This window comes from Nocardioides solisilvae (assembly GCF_003194625.1).
GTDB classification, from domain to species: Bacteria; Actinomycetota; Actinomycetes; order Propionibacteriales; family Nocardioidaceae; genus Nocardioides; species Nocardioides solisilvae.
The window spans coordinates 425,432-442,600 of sequence record NZ_QHKX01000003.1 but is presented as its reverse complement, the minus strand read 5'-3'; the positions used below and the strand labels follow the sequence as shown (position 1 = coordinate 442,600).

At 72.7% G+C, this 17,169-nt stretch carries 16 protein-coding genes and 1 riboswitch; of the genes, 10 read left to right on the top strand and 6 right to left on the bottom strand.

Annotation, left to right across the window (positions count from 1 at the left end):
* From purN to DNK53_RS13430, 4 genes are all read left to right on the top strand, one after another.
* Nucleotides 1–633, top strand: coding sequence for a phosphoribosylglycinamide formyltransferase (purN, locus tag DNK53_RS13445; protein WP_110182834.1), 633 nt, complete (start codon nt 1–3; stop codon nt 631–633).
* Nucleotides 634–635: 2 nt separating this feature from the next.
* A riboswitch (ZMP/ZTP riboswitch) is annotated at nt 636–713 on the top strand.
* A gap of 49 nt (nt 714–762) precedes the next feature.
* Nucleotides 763–2,370 carry a bifunctional phosphoribosylaminoimidazolecarboxamide formyltransferase/IMP cyclohydrolase gene (gene purH, locus DNK53_RS13440; protein WP_110182833.1) on the top strand — a complete coding sequence of 536 codons (1,608 nt, stop codon included), beginning with the start codon at nt 763–765 and terminating at the stop codon, nt 2,368–2,370.
* 50 nt (nt 2,371–2,420) lie between these two features.
* On the top strand, nt 2,421–3,278 hold the full coding sequence (locus DNK53_RS13435; RefSeq protein ID WP_110182832.1) for a bifunctional methylenetetrahydrofolate dehydrogenase/methenyltetrahydrofolate cyclohydrolase: 858 nt from the start codon (nt 2,421–2,423) through the stop codon (nt 3,276–3,278).
* The gene (locus tag DNK53_RS13430; protein WP_162599940.1) at nt 3,275–3,649 is read left to right on the top strand and encodes a DUF3017 domain-containing protein; all 375 of its coding nucleotides are present in this window, start codon (nt 3,275–3,277) and stop codon (nt 3,647–3,649) included. Before DNK53_RS13435 ends, DNK53_RS13430 begins: the two co-directional genes overlap by 4 nt.
* Before the next feature lie 709 nt (nt 3,650–4,358).
* On the opposite strand, the gene DNK53_RS13425 is transcribed toward DNK53_RS13430, so the two are convergent.
* A complete protein-coding gene (locus DNK53_RS13425) occupies nt 4,359–5,351 on the bottom strand; it encodes a malate dehydrogenase (protein WP_110182830.1) in 993 nt (330 codons plus the stop codon).
* Nucleotides 5,352–5,457: 106 nt separating this feature from the next.
* On the opposite strand from DNK53_RS13425, the gene DNK53_RS13420 reads away from it, so the two are divergent.
* On the top strand, nt 5,458–6,174 hold the full coding sequence (locus DNK53_RS13420) for a hypothetical protein (RefSeq protein WP_110182829.1): 717 nt from the start codon (nt 5,458–5,460) through the stop codon (nt 6,172–6,174).
* A 30-nt stretch (nt 6,175–6,204) separates the two neighbouring features.
* Here the strand turns inward: DNK53_RS13420 and DNK53_RS18130 are convergent, their stop codons facing one another.
* Nucleotides 6,205–7,344, bottom strand: coding sequence for an aquaporin (locus tag DNK53_RS18130; protein WP_162599939.1), 1,140 nt, complete (start codon nt 7,342–7,344; stop codon nt 6,205–6,207).
* Between the two features lie 111 nt (nt 7,345–7,455).
* Between DNK53_RS18130 and DNK53_RS13410 the strand changes: the two genes are divergently transcribed.
* From DNK53_RS13410 to DNK53_RS13400, 3 genes are all read left to right on the top strand, one after another.
* Nucleotides 7,456–9,669 carry an NADP-dependent isocitrate dehydrogenase gene (locus DNK53_RS13410; RefSeq protein WP_110182828.1) on the top strand — a complete coding sequence of 738 codons (2,214 nt, stop codon included), beginning with the start codon at nt 7,456–7,458 and terminating at the stop codon, nt 9,667–9,669.
* A gap of 76 nt (nt 9,670–9,745) precedes the next feature.
* Entirely contained in the window at nt 9,746–10,396 is a 651-nt protein-coding gene (locus DNK53_RS13405; protein ID WP_110182827.1) for a DUF6498-containing protein, read from the top strand.
* A 27-nt stretch (nt 10,397–10,423) separates the two neighbouring features.
* Nucleotides 10,424–11,674: an MFS transporter gene (locus tag DNK53_RS13400; protein WP_239456527.1), complete on the top strand. Its 1,251-nt coding sequence runs from the start codon at nt 10,424–10,426 to the stop codon at nt 11,672–11,674.
* On the opposite strand, the gene DNK53_RS13395 is transcribed toward DNK53_RS13400, so the two are convergent.
* The gene (locus DNK53_RS13395; protein WP_162599937.1) at nt 11,613–12,311 is read right to left on the bottom strand and encodes a DUF6498-containing protein; all 699 of its coding nucleotides are present in this window, start codon (nt 12,309–12,311) and stop codon (nt 11,613–11,615) included. The genes DNK53_RS13400 and DNK53_RS13395 overlap by 62 nt on opposite strands.
* The gene (locus DNK53_RS13390) at nt 12,308–12,661 is read right to left on the bottom strand and encodes a hypothetical protein (protein ID WP_110182825.1); all 354 of its coding nucleotides are present in this window, start codon (nt 12,659–12,661) and stop codon (nt 12,308–12,310) included. The genes DNK53_RS13395 and DNK53_RS13390 overlap by 4 nt, the downstream gene beginning before the upstream one ends.
* A 100-nt stretch (nt 12,662–12,761) precedes the next feature.
* Between DNK53_RS13390 and trpS the strand changes: the two genes are divergently transcribed.
* Nucleotides 12,762–13,793 carry a tryptophan--tRNA ligase gene (trpS, locus tag DNK53_RS13385; RefSeq protein WP_110182824.1) on the top strand — a complete coding sequence of 344 codons (1,032 nt, stop codon included), beginning with the start codon at nt 12,762–12,764 and terminating at the stop codon, nt 13,791–13,793.
* Between the two features lie 11 nt (nt 13,794–13,804).
* Complete coding sequence (locus DNK53_RS13380) at nt 13,805–14,320, top strand: 2'-5' RNA ligase family protein (RefSeq protein ID WP_110182823.1); 516 nt, start codon at nt 13,805–13,807, stop codon at nt 14,318–14,320.
* Nucleotides 14,321–14,376: 56 nt separating this feature from the next.
* Here the strand turns inward: DNK53_RS13380 and DNK53_RS13375 are convergent, their stop codons facing one another.
* Together DNK53_RS13375 and DNK53_RS13370 are read right to left on the bottom strand one after the other, a co-directional pair.
* Complete coding sequence (locus DNK53_RS13375; RefSeq protein ID WP_110182822.1) at nt 14,377–15,120, bottom strand: succinate dehydrogenase/fumarate reductase iron-sulfur subunit; 744 nt, start codon at nt 15,118–15,120, stop codon at nt 14,377–14,379.
* A gap of 2 nt (nt 15,121–15,122) precedes the next feature.
* A complete protein-coding gene (locus DNK53_RS13370; protein ID WP_110182821.1) occupies nt 15,123–17,165 on the bottom strand; it encodes a fumarate reductase/succinate dehydrogenase flavoprotein subunit in 2,043 nt (680 codons plus the stop codon).
* Between the last annotated feature and the right edge of the window lie 4 nt (nt 17,166–17,169).

The following is a 17,169-nucleotide window of genomic DNA, read 5'->3' as shown; positions in this document are numbered from 1 at the left end:
GTGTCGACGCCCCCCACCCCCGCCCGTCTGGTCGTGCTCGTCTCCGGTGCGGGGACCAACCTGCAGGCCCTGCTCGACGCCTGCGAGGACCCCGCCTACGGGGCCCGCGTCGTCGGCGTCGGCTCCGACCGCCCGGGCGTGGAGGGGCTGGCCCGGGCCGAGCGCCACGGGGTCCCCACCTTCGTCAAGCAGCTGGGGCAGTTCGACACGCGCGACCACTGGGACCTCGCGATGCGCCGGGCCGTCGCCGGCTTCGAGCCCGACCTCGTGGTGCTGGCCGGCTTCATGAAGCTGGTGAGCGAGGAGTTCCTCGCTGAGTTCCCGGGCCGGGTGGTCAACACCCACCCCGCGCTCTCGCCGTCCTTCCCCGGCACCCGCGGGCCCGCCGACGCCCTCGAGCACGGGGTCAAGGTCACCGGCGCGACCCTCTTCGTGGTCGACGGCGGGGTCGACACCGGGCCCATCGTGGCGCAGGTCGCGGTGCCGGTGGCCGACGACGACGACGTCGACTCGCTGCACGAGCGGATCAAGGCGGCGGAGCGCGCCATGCTGGTCGACGCGGTGGGCCGGATCGCCCGCGAGGGCCTGTCCGTCGAGGGGCGCAAGGTGCGCTTCGGCGCCCCCACGACGTAGGCTTGCGAGCACACGACTGGCGCAGGTGGGCCACCACCGGGGAGTGAAGTCGAGCGGCATCGAACGCCTGGGTGCCCTCACGTCCGCGATGTCGGCAGCCCCCGCCGACGCCCTGCCGAGGAGACGCCCGTGTCCGAGCCCGCCCACTCCGCTCCCGCCCACCAGCCCGACCGGATCCGGATCCGCCGGGCCCTGGTGTCGGTCTACGACAAGACCGGGCTCGAGGAGCTCGTCCGCGGCCTGCACGAGGCCGGCGTCGCCCTCGTCTCGACCGGCGGCTCGGCCGCCCTGATCGAGGGCCTCGGCCTCCCGGTGACCCGGGTGGAGGAGCTCACCGGCTTCCCCGAGTGCCTCGACGGCCGGGTGAAGACCCTGCACCCGCGGGTGCACGCCGGGATCCTCGCCGACCGCCGGTTGGAGAGCCACGTCGCCCAGCTCGAGGAGCTCGAGGTCGAGCCCTTCGACCTGGTCGTGTGCAACCTCTACCCGTTCACCCAGACGGTCGCCTCCGGCGCGGCGCCCGACGAGTGCGTCGAGCAGATCGACATCGGCGGCCCCTCGATGGTCCGCGCCGCGGCGAAGAACCACCCGTCCGTCGCGGTCGTCACGTCGCCCGCCCGGTACGCCGCCGTCCTGGCCGCCGCGGCCGGCGAGGGGTTCACCCTGGCCGAGCGGCAGTCCCTGGCGGCGGAGGCGTTCGTCCACACGGCGTCGTACGACGTGGCCGTCGCCTCGTGGATGGGCAACGTGCTGGTCGACACCGGCGAGGGCAGCGGCTTCCCGGCGTGGATGGGCGCCACCTGGGAGAAGCAGGCCGTGCTGCGCTACGGCGAGAACCCGCACCAGGCGGCCGCCCTCTACACCGCCGGCCACGTGCCGGAGCCCGGGCTGGCGCAGGCCGTCCAGCTCCACGGCAAGGAGATGTCCTACAACAACTACGTCGACGCCGACGCCGCGCGCCGGGCGGCGTACGACTTCGCCGAGCCCGCGGTCGCGATCATCAAGCACGCCAACCCGTGCGGCCTCGCCGTGGGTGCCGACGTCGCCGAGGCCCACCGCAAGGCGCACGCCTGTGACCCCGTGTCGGCCTTCGGCGGCGTGATCGCCACCAACGTGCCCGTCTCGGTCGAGATGGCCCGCCAGGTCGCCGACGTCTTCACCGAGGTCGTCGTCGCGCCCGGCTACGAGGAGGGCGCCGTCGAGGTGCTGACCGCCAAGAAGAACATCCGGCTGCTCGAGTGCGCCCCCGGCGGCGGTGCGGCGGTCGAGATGCGGCCCGTCTCCGGCGGCCTGCTGCTCCAGCGGCGCGACGCTGTGGACGCCGTCGTCGACGGCGGCGGGGACGACCCGTCGGCGTGGCGGCTCGTCGCCGGCGAGCCCGCGACCGACGAGGTGCTCGCCGACCTCGCCTTCGCCTGGCGGGCCTGCCGGTCGGTGAAGTCCAACGCCATCCTGTTGGCCGCCGACCGCGCCTCGGTGGGCGTCGGCATGGGCCAGGTCAACCGGGTCGACTCCTGCCGGCTCGCGGTGGAGCGGGCGGGGGAGCGGGCCGCGGGGTCGGTGGCCGCCTCCGACGCCTTCTTCCCCTTCGCCGACGGCCCGCAGATCCTCGTCGACGCCGGGGTGCGCGCGATCGTCGCCCCCGGCGGCTCGGTGCGCGACGCCGAGGTCGTGGAGGCGCTCGCGGCGGCCGGCGTGACGACGTACTTCACCGGCACCCGGCACTTCTTCCACTGACCGCCTCGGCCGGCCACGGGCCCGGACGACGAGATCCCTAGGATGCAGACGTGACAGCACAGCGCCTCGACGGCACCGCCACCGCGGCGGCGATCAAGCAGGAGCTCACGGCGCGGGTCGCCGCGCTCAAGGAGCGCGGCCTGCACCCGGGCCTCGGCACGGTCCTCGTCGGTGACGACCCCGGCTCCCGCTGGTACGTCAACGGCAAGCACAAGGACTGCGCCGAGGTCGGGATCGAGTCGATCCGCGTCGACCTCCCCGAGACCGCCTCGCAGGAGGAGATCGAGGAGGCGGTGGCGGGCCTCAACGCCGACCCCGCGTGCACCGGCTACATCGTCCAGCTCCCGCTGCCGCGGGGCCGCGACGAGAACCGGGTCCTCGGGATGATCGACCCCGCCAAGGACGCCGACGGGCTGCACCCGACCAACCTCGGGTGGCTCGTGCTCGGCAAGGAGGCGCCGCTGCCGTGCACGCCGTTCGGCATCGTCGAGCTGCTGCGCCGCCACGACGTGCCGATCAACGGGGCCGAGGTCGTCGTGGTGGGGCGCGGGGTGACCGTCGGCCGGCCCCTGGGCCTGCTGCTGACCCGGCGCTCGGAGAACGCGACCGTGACGCTCTGCCACACCGGCACCGTCGACCTGGCCGCCCACGTCCGCGAGGCCGACATCGTGGTGGCCGCCGCGGGGGTGCCCGGCATCATCACCGGCGACATGGTGAAGCCCGGCGCGGCCGTCCTCGACGTCGGGGTCTCCCGTGTCGACGGCAAGATCGCCGGTGACGTCGCCGAGGACGTCTGGGAGAAGGCCGCCTGGGTCTCGCCCAACCCCGGCGGCGTCGGCCCGATGACCCGCGCCATGCTGCTCTCCAACATCGTGACCCTGGCCGAGAAGCAGGCGCAGCGCGCGTGACCGACGGCGAGATCCGACCCCCCGAGGACGTCCCGCCGGTCTCGGCGGAGTCGCTCGTCGACGGCGAGCTGCGCGACGGCGAGGCGGTCGAGGAGCGGAGCTACCCCTCGACCATCGGGGGCGCGTTCTACCTGCTCTTCCTCGCGGTCGTGGTGGTGGCCCTCGTCGTCGTGGTCCTGGGCTCGTGGCGGACCGGGATCCGCGTCTTCGGCGGGGTGCTCGTCGTGGCCGCCGCCGTGCGGCTGGTCCTCGGCCCCCGGGACGCCGGGATGCTCGCCGTCCGCAGCAAGGCCGTCGATGCCGGGCTCCTCGCCTCCGTCGGCACCGCCCTCGTCGTGCTCGCCAGCTCCATCCCCGACCAGCCCGACTGACCCCGCCCCCGCCTGGCGCACCGGGACGGGGGCCAGGTCGGGGGAGGGCGCGGTCAGCGGGTCCGGAGACGTGCTTGCCGGGCGGGCTCCATGGAAGCGGCGAACCGGACCATGTGCTCGGGAAGGTTGATCCCGAAGCGGCGGAAGTCTGCTCCACCTCCCGCTCGCGCTGGCGCTCGGGCCAGACGACCTCCTCCAGGTCCGTGGCCGTGCCTCCGTGCTCCCGGAGCCGGAACTTGATGCGCCCGTCGATCTCGAAGAAGTGCGTGTGCAGTCGCAGGTCGCACCACGCGACGCCGTGGCGGAGGCGCACGGGGAACTGGGTCTGCGGCGCGCCGTGCCCGAGCGAGGCCACGAGCAGCCGCACGCGCTCGTCCCCACGAGGGCTCCGTGCTCGCGAGCCAGGTCGACCGCCGTGCGGGCCACCCCAGGAGCGGGACGTCGCCGAGATGGGCGAGCTCGTCGGGGGAGACGCCGGCGAGCGCGATCTGTTCGCGGGTGACGAGCTCTTTCACCGCGGCGGAGCAGGGCCTGCAGCTGGTGGTCCATGCCACGGAGCCTGTCGCGGGCTCGCCGCCCCCGCGCGGCGTCGTACGGCATCCCTGTGGACGACGACCCCCGCCGCCCCCGCTGTGGACGTGGGGCGGGGGGGTACGACGACGGCGCCGGCCCCCGAGGGGACCGGCGCCGCGCGCTGTGCTGGTGGGGCTCAGATGAGGCCGAGCTCGGTGACTGCCTTGCGCTCGTCCTCCAGCTCGGCGACCGAGGCGTCGATCCTGCCGCGGGAGAAGTCGTTGACCTCGAGGCCCTGGACGATTTCCCAGTTGCCGTCCTTGGTGGTGACGGGGAAGGAGGAGATGAGGCCCTCGGGCACGCCGTACGAGCCGTCGGAGGCGACCGCCATCGAGACCCAGTCGCCCTCGGCGCTGCCGAGCAGCCAGTCGCGGGCGGCGTCGATGGTGGCCGACGCGGCGGAGGCGGCCGACGAGGAGCCGCGCGCCTCGATGATGGCCGCGCCGCGCTTGGCGACGGTCGGGATGAAGGTGTTCTCCAGCCAGTCCTGGTCGTCCACCGCGGCGGCGGCGTTCTGACCGTTGACCTCGGCGTTGAAGAGGTCGGGGTACTGGGTGGCCGAGTGGTTGCCCCAGATCGTCATCTTCTTGATGTCGGTGACGGCCGCGCCGGTCCTGGCCGCGAGCTGCGAGATCGCGCGGTTGTGGTCCAGGCGGGTGAGGGCCGAGAAGCGGTCGCGGGGGATGTCGGGCGCGTTGGTCATCGCGATCAGCGCGTTGGTGTTGGCCGGGTTGCCGGTCACGCCGATCCGGACGTCGTCGGCGGCGACGGCGTTGAGGGCCTTGCCCTGCGCGGTGAAGATCGCGCCGTTGGCCGAGAGCAGGTCGCCGCGCTCCATGCCGGGGCCGCGGGGGCGGGCGCCGACGAGCAGGGCCAGGTTGACGCCGTCGAAGATCTTCTCCGGGTCGGCGCCGATCTCGACGCCGGCCAGCGTCGGGAACGCGCAGTCGTCGAGCTCCATGACGACGCCCTCGAGGGCCTTGAGCGCGGGCTCGATCTCGAGGAGCTGCAGCTGGATCGGGCGGTCGGGCCCGAGGAGCGAGCCGCTGGCGAGACGGAAGAGCAGGCTGTAGCCGATCTGACCGGCGGCACCGGTCACGGCCACCTTGAGCGGGGCGCTGGTTGACACGAGGACTCCTGGAATGGTGACTCGACGAAAAGGATGAGCGGTTCGACTCTAGTCCTGTGCGGGCGCCGGGCCGGCGCGGGGTCGCACGCTGGCATCATGGCCTGCCATGACGGCCTCCAGGACGCGCGTCCCCGCCCGGTACGCCGCCCCGGCGGCCGCCGCCGTCGTCCTCGCGCTCGCGGCGGGCTGCGGCTCCGCCCCGCCGCCGAGCCCGCCCTCGGGGGTGGACGAGCTGGTGGTCCCGACCCCCTCCCCGGACCCCGCCGACTTCGTCGACGAGGTGGACAACCCGTGGCTGCCCCTCACCGCGGGGTCGGTGTGGACGCGCCGGGTGACGTCGGCCGACGGGGTCCGCACGGAGGAGGCGCGGGTGACCGGCACCCGCAGCGTGGCAGGGGTGACGGCGACCGAGGTGCGCACCGCGCGGGCCGGCGGGGCGGGCCCGGCCGACCTCCGCGTCGAGTGGTTCGCCCAGGACCGCGGCGGCAACGTCTGGCTGCTCGGCGAGCAGGGGGTCTGGGAGGCGGGGGAGGACGGTGCGGAGGCGGGCCTGGCGATGCCGGCCGACCCGCGCCGCGGCGACGGCTTCGCCCGCTGGGCGCAGGAGCAGGAGGTCCGGGCGGTGGTCCTGGTGGGCGAGCGCGAAGCCTCCGCGACGCTGCCGGCCGGCCGGTTCACCGACCTGCTGGAGACCACGTGGTCGGAGAGGTCCGACGGCGCCGACGAGGAGTGGACGGTCTGGTCGGCGAGCGGCGTCGGCGAGGTGCTCCGCCAGGGGCCTGAGGGCCGGGTCGAGCTCGTGGAGCACCAGTCGGGGGAGTGACCCCCCGGCGTCAGCGCCTGCCGGAGTCGCTCAGCCGCCGGGGCGGATCTGGGTGCGACCGTCCTCCTCGTCGGGGGGCGGGGGCGCACCCCAGCCCTGCTGGGGCTGCTGCGGGGGCGCGCCCCACTGGCCGGGCTGCTGGGCCGGCGGCTGCTGCGGGGGCGGCGGGTAGCCCTGCTCCTGGTAGGGCTGGCGCGTCTGGGTGGGCGCGGCCTGGCCCCACTGCGGGTCGGGGGCACCCCACTGGCCGGTCGGGGCCGGGGCCTGCGGGGGTGCTCCCCACTGGCCGGGCTGCGGCTGGCCGGGATGGGGCTGGCCGGCGACGCCCGCCCAGGCGGCACCCGGCGCGGGCTGCCCGTAGCCGGGGAGCTGCTGCGCCTTCGGCGCCTTGGGGCGCGAGGAGAAGGAGAGGCCCGAGCCGGGGACGGCGGCCGCGCCCTGGCCGAAGAGGAGGGGGTACGTCGTGCCGGCGATCGCGGCGCCGAGCAGCGGAGCCAGCACGAAGAGCCACAGCTGGGCCATCGCGTCGGTGTCGACGAAGAGGGCCACGCCGATGGAGCGGGCCGGGTTCACCGACGTGCCGGTGGCGCTCATCGACGCGAAGTGGATGCCGGCCAGCGCGAGGCCGATGGCGATCGGGGCGAGCGCCGCGAGCGTGGAGTTGCGGGCGTCGGTGACGCCGAGCACGACGAGGACGAAGAGCATCGTCATGAGCAGCTCGAGCAGCAGGGCGGCCCACCACGCGTAGTCGCGCAGGGTCTGGTCGCCGAAGGCGTTCTGACCGAGGTTGTCGCCCGCGGAGAAGTCGGAGAAGCCGAGCATCAGGCCGAGCAGGCAGGCGCCGGCCAGGATCGCGCCGAGCAGCTGGGCACCCATGTAGACGGGTGTGTCCCGCCAGGCCAGCCGCCCGCCCAGGGCGGCGCCCAGGGTGACGGCCGGGTTGAAGTGGCCCCCCGAGATGCGCCCGAAGGCGGCCACCATGACGAGCACGGCGAGGCCGAAGGAGAGCCCGGTGGTGACGTAGTCACCGCTCATCACGGCTGCGCCGCAGCCGAAGAGCACGAGCACGAAGGTGCCCAGCACCTCGGCCGCGATCTTCTGGGCGGTGGTCGGCGCGTCGGCCGTCTCGTCGGGCGTGCGGGTCGTCTCTGCTGCGGTTCCCCCAGTCATGGGCCCTAGCCTCCCATGCCGTCGGGTGCGAGGCTAGGAGCGCCCCGCCCGTCGGGTATCTTGACGTCAAGCAATCCATCCGGACCCTTTCCGACAAGGAGTCGCTGCCCCATGGCGAAGATCATCTACACCCACACCGACGAGGCGCCGCTGCTCGCGACGTACTCGTTCCTCCCGGTCATCTCGGCGTACGCCAGGACGGCCGGCGTCGAGGTGGAGACCCGCGACATCTCGCTCGCCGGGCGGATCATCTCCCAGTTCCCGGAGCGCCTCACCGAGGAGCAGCGCCTCGACGACGCCCTCGCCGAGCTCGGCGAGCTGGCCACGAAGCCCGAGGCCAACATCATCAAGCTGCCCAACATCTCCGCCTCCATCCCGCAGCTCAAGGCCGCGGTCAAGGAGCTGCGCGAGCAGGGCTACGACCTCCCCGACTACCCGGAGAACCCGCAGACCGACGAGGAGCGGGAGGTCCGCGCCAAGTACGACAAGGTCAAGGGCTCCGCGGTCAACCCCGTGCTGCGCGAAGGCAACTCCGACCGCCGCGCCCCCGCCTCGGTGAAGAACTACGCCAAGACCCACCCGCACCGGATGGGCGCCTGGAGCAGCGACTCGCGGACCAACGTCGCGACCATGGGCAAGGACGACTTCCGCGACAACGAGAAGTCCGTCGTCCTCCCCGCCGACGACACCCTGAAGATCCAGCTGGTCGCCGCCGACGGCTCGACCACCGTGCTCAAGGAGTCGGTGCCGGTCCTGGCCGGCGAGGTCGTCGACGGCACCTTCATGAGCGTCTCGGCGCTGCGCACCTTCCTGGCCGCCCAGGTGGAGCGGGCCGAGAAGGAGGGCGTCCTCTTCTCCGCCCACCTCAAGGCCACGATGATGAAGGTCTCCGACCCGATCATCTTCGGCCACGTGGTGGAGGTCTTCTTCGCCGACGTCTTCGACAAGTACGGCGAGCAGCTCGCCGCCGCGGGCCTCTCGGCCAACGACGGGCTCGGCGGGATCCTCTCGGGCCTCGACCAGGTCGAGGGCGGGGCCGAGATCAAGGCCGCGTTCGAGGCGGCCCTGCAGCAGGGTCCGGCCCTGGCCATGGTCGACTCCGACCGCGGCATCACCAACCTGCACGTGCCCTCCGACGTCATCATCGACGCCTCCATGCCGGCGATGATCCGCACCTCGGGCCACATGTGGAACGCCGCGGGCGAGGAGCAGGACACCCTCGCGGTGATCCCGGACTCCTCCTACGCCGGCGTCTACCAGACGGTGATCGACGACTGCCGCGCGCACGGCGCCTTCGACCCCGCCACCATGGGCTCGGTGCCCAACGTGGGCCTCATGGCCAAGGCGGCCGAGGAGTACGGCTCCCACGACAAGACCTTCGAGGTGCCCGCCGACGGCACCGTGCAGGTCGTGAACGGCGCGGGCGAGGTGCTGATCGAGCACCAGGTCTCGGCGGGCGACGTCTGGCGGGCCTGCCAGACCAAGGACGCCCCCATCCGCGACTGGGTCAAGCTGGCGGTCACCCGCGCCCGGGCCACTGGTTCGCCGGCCGTCTTCTGGCTGGACCGCGAGCGCGCCCACGACGCCAACCTCATCGCCAAGGTGGAGGAGTACCTCGCCGAGCACGACACCGAGGGGCTGACGCTGGAGATCATGTCGCCCGCCGAGGCGACGGCGTACTCCCTGGAGCGGATCCGCCGCGGCGAGGACACCATCTCGGTGACCGGCAACGTGCTGCGCGACTACAACACCGACCTCTTCCCGATCCTGGAGCTCGGCACCAGCGCGAAGATGCTCTCCGTGGTCCCGCTGATGAACGGCGGCGGCCTCTTCGAGACCGGTGCCGGCGGCTCGGCGCCCAAGCACGTGCAGCAGCTGGTCAAGGAGAACTACCTGCGCTGGGACAGCCTGGGCGAGTTCTTCGCCCTGGCCGCGAGCCTGGAGCACCTCGCCCAGCGCACCGACAACGCCCGCGCCCAGGTGCTGGCCGACACCCTCGACCGCGCCACCGGCACGTTCCTCGACGAGGACCGGTCGCCGGGCCGCAAGCTCGGCACGATCGACAACCGCGGCTCGCACTTCTACCTCGCGCTCTACTGGGCCGAGGAGCTGGCGAAGCAGAGCGAGGACGCCGAGCTGGCCCAGGCCTTCTCCGCCCTCGCCGCGACCCTGCGCGAGCAGGAGTCGACCATCGTCGAGGAGCTCGGCGCGGTGCAGGGGCAGCCCGCCGACATCGGGGGCTACTTCCGCCCCGACCCGGCCAAGGCGGAGGCCGTCATGCGGCCCTCGCAGACCTTCAACGAGGCGCTCGCCTCGCTGGGCTGAGTGAGCCTCCGCCCGGACCGCCGCGGCGCCGTCGACCCCGGGTCGGCGGCGCCGCTGCTGTCCTCCTTCGCCCTTGGTGGTGGTCAACCTGCTGCCGCTGGCCGGGGTCGCGGCGGGCTGGCTCTCCCTGGGCGACGTCTTCGTCGTCTACTGGATGGAGAACGTCGCGGTCTGGCTGGTCACCGTCGTCAAGGTGGCGACCTCCCGGGCGCCGGAGCCGACGGACTCGAGCCTCACGCTCAACGGCAGGCCGGCGCACCTCGTGCCGCGGGCGGCGCTCGCGGGCTTCTTCGCCCTGCACTACGGCATCTTCACGCTGGTCCACGGTGCCTTCGCCTTCGTGATGGCGTTCGTCGCCGACGGCGAGCTGCACGCGCGCTACTGGTTCCTCACCGGGCTCGCGTTCGTGGTCAGCCACCTGGTCTCGCTCGCGGTCAACTGGTTCGGCGAGGACGAGCGCTCCGAGGTGCCCGCGAGCCGGGCGATGTGGCAGCCGTACCCGCGGATGCTGGTGCTGCACGTCGCCATCCTCGGGGGCTTCGGCCTGGTGCTGAAGGACCAGGCCGGGTCGGCCTTCCCCGACCCCTCCGCGGCCGCGCCGCTGCTGCCCGTGGCCCTGCTGTGCGGGCTCAAGACCGTCGTCGACCTCTGGTTCCACCTGCGCGAGCGGCGGCGTGCCCGCGAGGCGCCGCCGTCGCCCGGTCCGGTGGCCGGGGCGGCGGAATAGCGTGGCGCGTCCCGACGCTGCACTCCCGTGAGCGAGACGACGACCGTGCCCGACCCCGCTGCCGCGCCGCACCGCCCGCACACCGCCCTGGCGGTCGGCGCCCTGGCGATGGGCGGCTTCGCGATCGGCACGACCGAGTTCGTCTCGATGGGGCTGCTCCCGCAGATGGCACGCGGGGTCGGCGCGACGATCCCGGCGACGGGCCACGCCATCTCCGCCTACGCCCTGGGCGTGGTGGTCGGCGCCCCGCTGGTCGCCTTCCTCGGCTCGGGGTGGCCGCGGCGCGCGCTGCTGGTGGGCCTGATGGCGCTCTTCGCCGTGGGCAACGTCGCCACCGCGCTGGTCTCGTCGTACGACGCCCTGCTGGTCGCGCGGTTCGTCTCCGGGCTGCCGCACGGGGCGTTCTTCGGCGTCGCCTCGCTCGTCGCCGCGGGGCTGGCTCGCCCGGGGCGCCAGGGCCGTGCGGTCGCCATGGTGATGCTGGGGCTGTCGGTGGCCAACGTGCTCGGCGTGCCGGCCGCGACCTGGCTGGGCCAGGAGCTCGGCTACCGCGCGGCGTACTGGCTGGTGGGGGCCCTGGGCCTGGTCACGCTGGCCCTGGTGCTCGCCTTCGTGCCGTCGCTGCCCGGCGACAGCGACGCCCACTGGCGCCGCGAGCTCGGTGCGCTGGCAAAGCCCCAGGTCCTGCTGACGGTACTGACGGGTGCCGTGGGCTTCGGCGGCATGTTCGCGGTCTACACCTACATCGTGCCCACCCTCACCGAGGTCGGTGGGCTGCCGGAGTCCGCGGCGCCGGTCTTCCTCCTGGCCTTCGGCCTCGGCATGGTCGTCGGCACCTGGCTGGCCGGGGAGCTCGCCGCCTGGTCGGTCTTCCGGTCCCTCTTCATCGGCGGCGGCGGCCAGGGGCTGCTGCTGCTCGCCTTCTCCCTCCTCGCCCCCACCGGGTGGTGGACGCTGCCGGTCGTCTTCGGGATCACGGCCACGGGGTCGATCCTCGTGGTGAACCTGCAGCTGCGCCTCATGGAGGTCGCCGGAGACGCCCAGACCATCGGCGCCACGATGAACCACGTCGCGCTCAACATCGCCAACGCGCTCGGCGCCTGGCTGGGCGGTCTCGTCGTGGCGGCCGGCTGGGGCTACCGCGCGCCGGGCCTGGTCGGCTTCGGCCTCTCCGTGCTCGGCCTCTCGGTCCTGGTGCTGTCGGCGCGCCTGCACCTCAGCGAGCGCGACGAGCGCCCTGCAGCGCCGCTCGGCGAGCCGCCATCGCGACCTCGTTGAAGGTCTTGAAGAGGACGAAGATCGCGGTGCCGAGCACCTCGGGCTCGAGGCTGTTGCCCAGCACCCAGGTGTTGACCCGCAGGCCGGCGCCGTCGAGGAGGTAGTCGCCGAGCGACGACGGCTCCCAGCCGACGGCGCGCAGCAGGACCAGGTCCTGCATGTAGGGGACGGCGACCAGGGAGCCCACGAAGACCACCGCTAGCTGCCACGCCCAGGTGAGGAGCCAGCGCTTGCCGTCGAGATCTCCGGTCCGTCGGGCGGCTCGCACCCCGACGAGGAAGAGCAGCACGGTGACGCCGAGGACCAGCAACGCGCTCGCGTCCCACCGGACGGCTCCGATCGCCGTGGCCCCGAAGATGACCAGGACCAGCGCGAAGACGAGCTGGCCCACGAACAGCTGGCCGCGGCCGGGTTCTTCGGTCCGCCCCCGCCGACCCGGTCCCTGCGCCGGGCGCAGGGTGACGAGCACCGCCTCCACCAGGTAGCAGACCACCAGGAGGGCCAGGTCCAGCGAACCCTGGAGGACCAGCACGAGCGGCAGCAGGTTGGTGACAGCGAGGATCGCGACGCCGACCCACGGGCTGCGGGCGGTCGGCGCGTCCAGGTGCACGGGAGCCCGCCGTGCCGACGCGCTCACCGCAGCACCCGGGCCTCGACGAGGTCGAACCGGGCCTCGGTGTCGGTGGAGCGGTCGCGGACCCGACAGCGCACGCGCAGCGACTCGCCGTCCTCGAGCGTCGCGTCGACGTCGAAGGTGCCGGGAGCGACGTGGACCGGTTCGCCCACCGGCCACCGCACCCGCGCCGCCTCGGGGAGGGAGTCCGCCGCCTCGTTGGCGCAGGCGTAGGGGACGTCGCGCAGGGCCGTCGCGGCGCGGTCGGTGGCGCCCCCGGCGGAGAGCAGCACGAACACCACGGCGACGTCGACCACGACCAGGACGGCTACGGTCCAGGAGGCGGAGGAGGTGAAGGCAGCGCGTCGTCCCACGCGGGCAGCATAGGGGGACGGCGTCGGCGCGGTGCCCGCGTGGGCCGGGCGTGGGCCGGGGGTCGAGCCGGTTCGGTCGGCGGGCCGGTCGCCTGTGACAATGGGAGCCATGTCCGCACCCACCGCCCGCCCCCGTGTGCTCTCCGGCATCCAGCCGACCGCCGACTCGTTCCACTTCGGCAACTACCTCGGTGCGCTGCGGCAGTGGGTGGACCTGCAGGACGACTACGAGCCCTTCTTCTTCATCGCCGACCAGCACGCGATCACGGTCGAGCAGGAGCCCAAGGTGCTGCGGGAGCGCACCCTGCGCGCCGGCGCCCAGCTGATCGCCGCCGGCATCGACCCGGAGCGGTCCGCGATCTTCGTGCAGAGCCACGTCCCGGCCCACGCCCAGCTCGGCTGGGTCCTGCAGTGCCTGACCGGCTTCGGCGAGGCCCGGCGGATGACGCAGTTCAAGGACAAGTCCGCCAAGCACGGGGAGGGGGCCGCGAGCGTCGGCCTCTTCACCTACCCCACGCTGATGGCCGCCGACATCCTCCTCTACCGCCCGCAGTACGTCCCGGTGGGCGAGGACCAGCGCCAGCACCTCGAGCTGACCCGCGACCTCGCGCAGCGGTTCAACCACCGCTACAAGAAGACCTTCCGGTTGCCGGAGCCGTTCATCCTCAAGGAGACGGCCCGGATCGCGGACCTCCAGGACCCGACGTCGAAGATGTCGAAGTCGGCCTCCTCGCCGAGCGGGATCATCGAGATGCTGGACGAGCCGAAGGTGAGCGCGAAGAAGATCCGCTCGGCCGTCACCGACTCCGGCTCCGAGATCCGCTTCGACGCCGAGGAGAAGCCCGGCGTGAGCAACCTGCTCACCATCCACTCGGCGCTCTCGGGGACCTCGGTCGCCGAGCTGGAGGAGCGCTTCGCCGGGCGGGGCTACGGTGACCTCAAGAAGGAGGTGGCCGAGGTGGTGGTGGAGTTCGTGACGCCGTTCCGCGACCGGACGCTGGCGCTGCTGGAGGACCGGACCCATCTCGACCGGGTGCTGACCGCCGGCGCCGAGAAGGCCGCGGCCGTCGCCGAGGCGACGCTGCGCGACGTCTACGAGCGGGTGGGCTTCGTCCCGCCGGCCGCGCGGTAGGTCGGGACGCCGTGCAGACCATCGGGGTCGCGATCGCCATACCGGAGCCCTGGGGCACCCGCCTGCAGGACTACCGGACGGCGCTCGGCGACGACTCCGCCGCGCTCATCCCCACCCACATCACCCTCGTCCCGCCGACGACGCTGGCGGGGGAGGGGGACCTCGAGCGGGTCGAGCAGCACCTCGGCGAGGTGGCGCAGCGGCACGCCGGCTTCGAGATCCACCTGCGCGGGACCGGCACGTTCCGACCCGTCTCGCCCGTGGTCTTCGTGACCGTCGCGGTCGGGATCTCCCAGTGCGAGCGGCTGGCCGAGGACGTCCGTACCGGCCCGCTCGCGGTGGACCTGACCTTCCCCTACCACCCGCACGTCACCGTGGCCCACGACCTGGCGGACGACCGGCTGGACCGAGCCTTCGACGAGCTGGCCGACTTCGAGTGCCGCTTCAGCGCCGCGGAGTTCCACCTGTACCGCCACTCCGAGGCGGACGGCTGGGTCCCCACGCGGGCGTTCCCGCTCCAGCCCTGACGCACGGAACCCCGGCCGCGAGGCGACCGGGGTTCCGCGACGAGTGGCGGAGTGCGTCAGTGGCCGTGCTTCATGGCCGTGCGCAGGTCCTTGTTGAGCTGGGAGATCACGTCGAGCGGGATCTCCTTCGGGCAGGCCGCGGTGCACTCGCCGATGTTGGTGCACCCCCCGAAGCCCTCGTGGTCGTGCTGGCCGACCATGCCGACGACCCGGCTGTCCCGCTCCGGCTGGCCCTGGGGGAGCTCGCCGAGGTGGGTGATCTTGGCGCCCACGAAGAGCGACGCGGAGCCGTTGGGGCAGGCCGCCACGCAGGCACCGCAGCCGATGCACGTGGCCACGTTGAACGCGCGCATCGCCTTGTCGCGGGGGGCCGGCACCGAGTTGGCCTCGGGGGCCGAGCCGGTGTTGGCGGAGATGAAGCCGCCGGACTGGATGATCCGGTCGAAGGCGCCGCGGTCGACGACGAGGTCCTTGACCACCGGGAAGGCGTCGGCCCGCCACGGCTCGACCGTGATCGTGTCGCCGTCCTTGAAGGAGCGCATGTGCAGCTGGCAGGTGGTGGTGACCTCGGGGCCGTGGGCCTGGCCGTTGATCATCATCCCGCACATCCCGCAGATGCCCTCGCGGCAGTCGGAGTCGAACGCGACGGGCTCCTCGCCCTTCTCGTTCAGCTGCTCGTTGAGGGTGTCGAGCATCTCGAGGAAGCTCATGTCGGGGGAGATGCCCTCGACCTGGTAGGTGTGCATGGCACCCGGCGCGGAGGTGTCCGGCTGGCGCCAGATCTTCAGGGTCAGGTTCATGCTCACTTGTAGCTCCGCTGCTTCATCTCGATGGCCGTGTAGATCAGGTCTTCCTTGTGCAGGACCGGCTGACCGCCCTCGCCGCCCCACTCCCAGGCCGCGACGTAGGCGAACTCCTCGTCCTGGCGGAGCGCCTCGCCGTCCTCGGTCTGGGACTCCGCGCGGAAGTGGCCGCCGCAGGACTCGCGCCGGTTGAGGGCGTCGATGCACATCAGCTCGCCGAGCTCGATGAAGTCGGCCACCCGACCGGCCTTCTCGAGGCTCTGGTTGAGGCTGTCGGCCGTGCCGAGGACCTTGAGGTTGGTCCAGAAGTCGGCCTTGAGCTCGCGGATCATGTCGATCGCCTTGCGCAGGCCGGCCTCGGTCCGCTCCATGCCGCAGTACTCCCACATGATGTTGCCGAGGGCCTTGTGGTAGCTGTCGGCGCTGCGGGTGCCGTTGATCGAGAGGAACTTCGCGATCCGGCCCTCGACGTCCTGGCGGGCGGCCTGGACCTCGGGGTGGGAGTCGTCGATCTTCTCGAAGGGCGCGTCCGCGAGGTAGTCGCGGATGGTGTTGGGCAGGACGAAGTAGCCGTCCGCGAGGCCCTGCATCAGCGCCGAGGCGCCGAGGCGGTTGGCGCCGTGGTCGGAGAAGTTCGCCTCGCCGGCCACGAAGAGACCCGGGATGTTGGACTGCAGGTGGTAGTCCACCCACAGGCCGCCCATCACGTAGTGCACGGCCGGGTAGATGCGCATCGGCACCTGGTAGGGGTTCTCGCCCGTGATCCGCTCGTACATGTCGAAGAGGTTGTCGTACTTCTCCCGGACGGCGTCCTCGCCCAGGCGGCCGATCGCGTCGGCGAAGTCGAGGTAGACGCCGCGGCGCACCATGACCTCGTTGCCGTCCTTGTCGACCTCCTTGACGGCGGGGCCGACGCCGCGGCCCTCGTCGCACATGTACTTCGCGGCCCGGGAGGCGATGTCGCGGGGGACCAGGTTGCCGAACGCCGGGTAGATCCGCTCCAGGTAGTAGTCGCGGTCCTCCTCGGGGATGTCCCGCGGGTCCTTGTCGCAGTCCTCGACCTTCTTGGGCACCCAGATCCGGCCGTCGTTGCGCAGCGACTCCGACATCAGGGTCAGCTTCGACTGGTGGTCGCCGGAGACCGGGATGCAGGTGGGGTGGATCTGCGTGTAGCAGGGGTTGGCCATGTAGGCGCCCTTGCGGTGCGCGCGCCACGTCGCCGTGACGTTGGACCCCATCGCGTTGGTGGAGAGGAAGAAGACGTTGCCGTAGCCGCCGGAGGCGAGGACGACGGCGTCGGCGAGGTGCGTCTCGACCTTGCCGGTGACCAGGTCGCGCGCCACGATGCCGCGGGCCTTGCCGTCGACGAGGACGAGCTCCAGCATCTCGTGGCGGGTGAACTGCTCCACCGTGCCGGCCGCGACCTGCCGCTCCATCGCCTGGTAGGCGCCGATCAGCAGCTGCTGGCCGGTCTGGCCGCGGGCGTAGAACGTGCGGGAGACCTGCACGCCGCCGAAGGAGCGGTTGTCGAGCAGGCCGCCGTACTCGCGGGCGAAGGGGACGCCCTGTGCGACGCACTGGTCGATGATGTTGGCGCTGACCTCGGCCAGCCGGTAGACGTTGGACTCCCGCGCGCGGTAGTCGCCGCCCTTGACCGTGTCGTAGAAGAGGCGGTGCGTGGAGTCGCCGTCCTCCTTGTAGTTCTTCGCCGCGTTGATGCCGCCCTGCGCCGCGATCGAGTGGGCCCGGCGCGGGGAGTCCTGGTAGCAGAAGGACTTCACGTGGTACCCGGCCTCGCCCAGGGTGGCGGCGGCCGCGCCGCCGGCCAGGCCGGTGCCGACGATGATGATGCTCATCTTGCGCCGGTTGGCCGGGTTGACCAGGCGGTTCTCGAACTTGCGGTTGGTCCAGCGGTCCTTGATCGGGCCGGTGGGGGCGACCGGGTCGACGAGCGGCTCGCCGAGCGTGTAGTAGCCGCGGGCGTCGTCGGAGACCTGCACCGGAGGCTTGGTGACTTGGGTGGTTCCGTCCAGGAAAGCCATGGGG

What these genes read in the sequence shown, in the direction of transcription:
- DNK53_RS13375 (WP_110182822.1), bottom strand. Translation starts at nt 15,120, where the DNA reads ATGAACCTGACCCTGAAGATCTGGCGCCAGCCGGACACCTCCGCGCCG.
- DNK53_RS13410 (WP_110182828.1), top strand. Translation starts at nt 7,456, where the DNA reads ATGGCGAAGATCATCTACACCCACACCGACGAGGCGCCGCTGCTCGCG.
- DNK53_RS18130 (WP_162599939.1), bottom strand. Translation starts at nt 7,344, where the DNA reads ATGACTGGGGGAACCGCAGCAGAGACGACCCGCACGCCCGACGAGACG.
- DNK53_RS13420 (WP_110182829.1), top strand. Translation starts at nt 5,458, where the DNA reads ATGACGGCCTCCAGGACGCGCGTCCCCGCCCGGTACGCCGCCCCGGCG.
- trpS (WP_110182824.1), top strand. Translation starts at nt 12,762, where the DNA reads ATGGGAGCCATGTCCGCACCCACCGCCCGCCCCCGTGTGCTCTCCGGC.
- DNK53_RS13370 (WP_110182821.1), bottom strand. Translation starts at nt 17,165, where the DNA reads ATGGCTTTCCTGGACGGAACCACCCAAGTCACCAAGCCTCCGGTGCAG.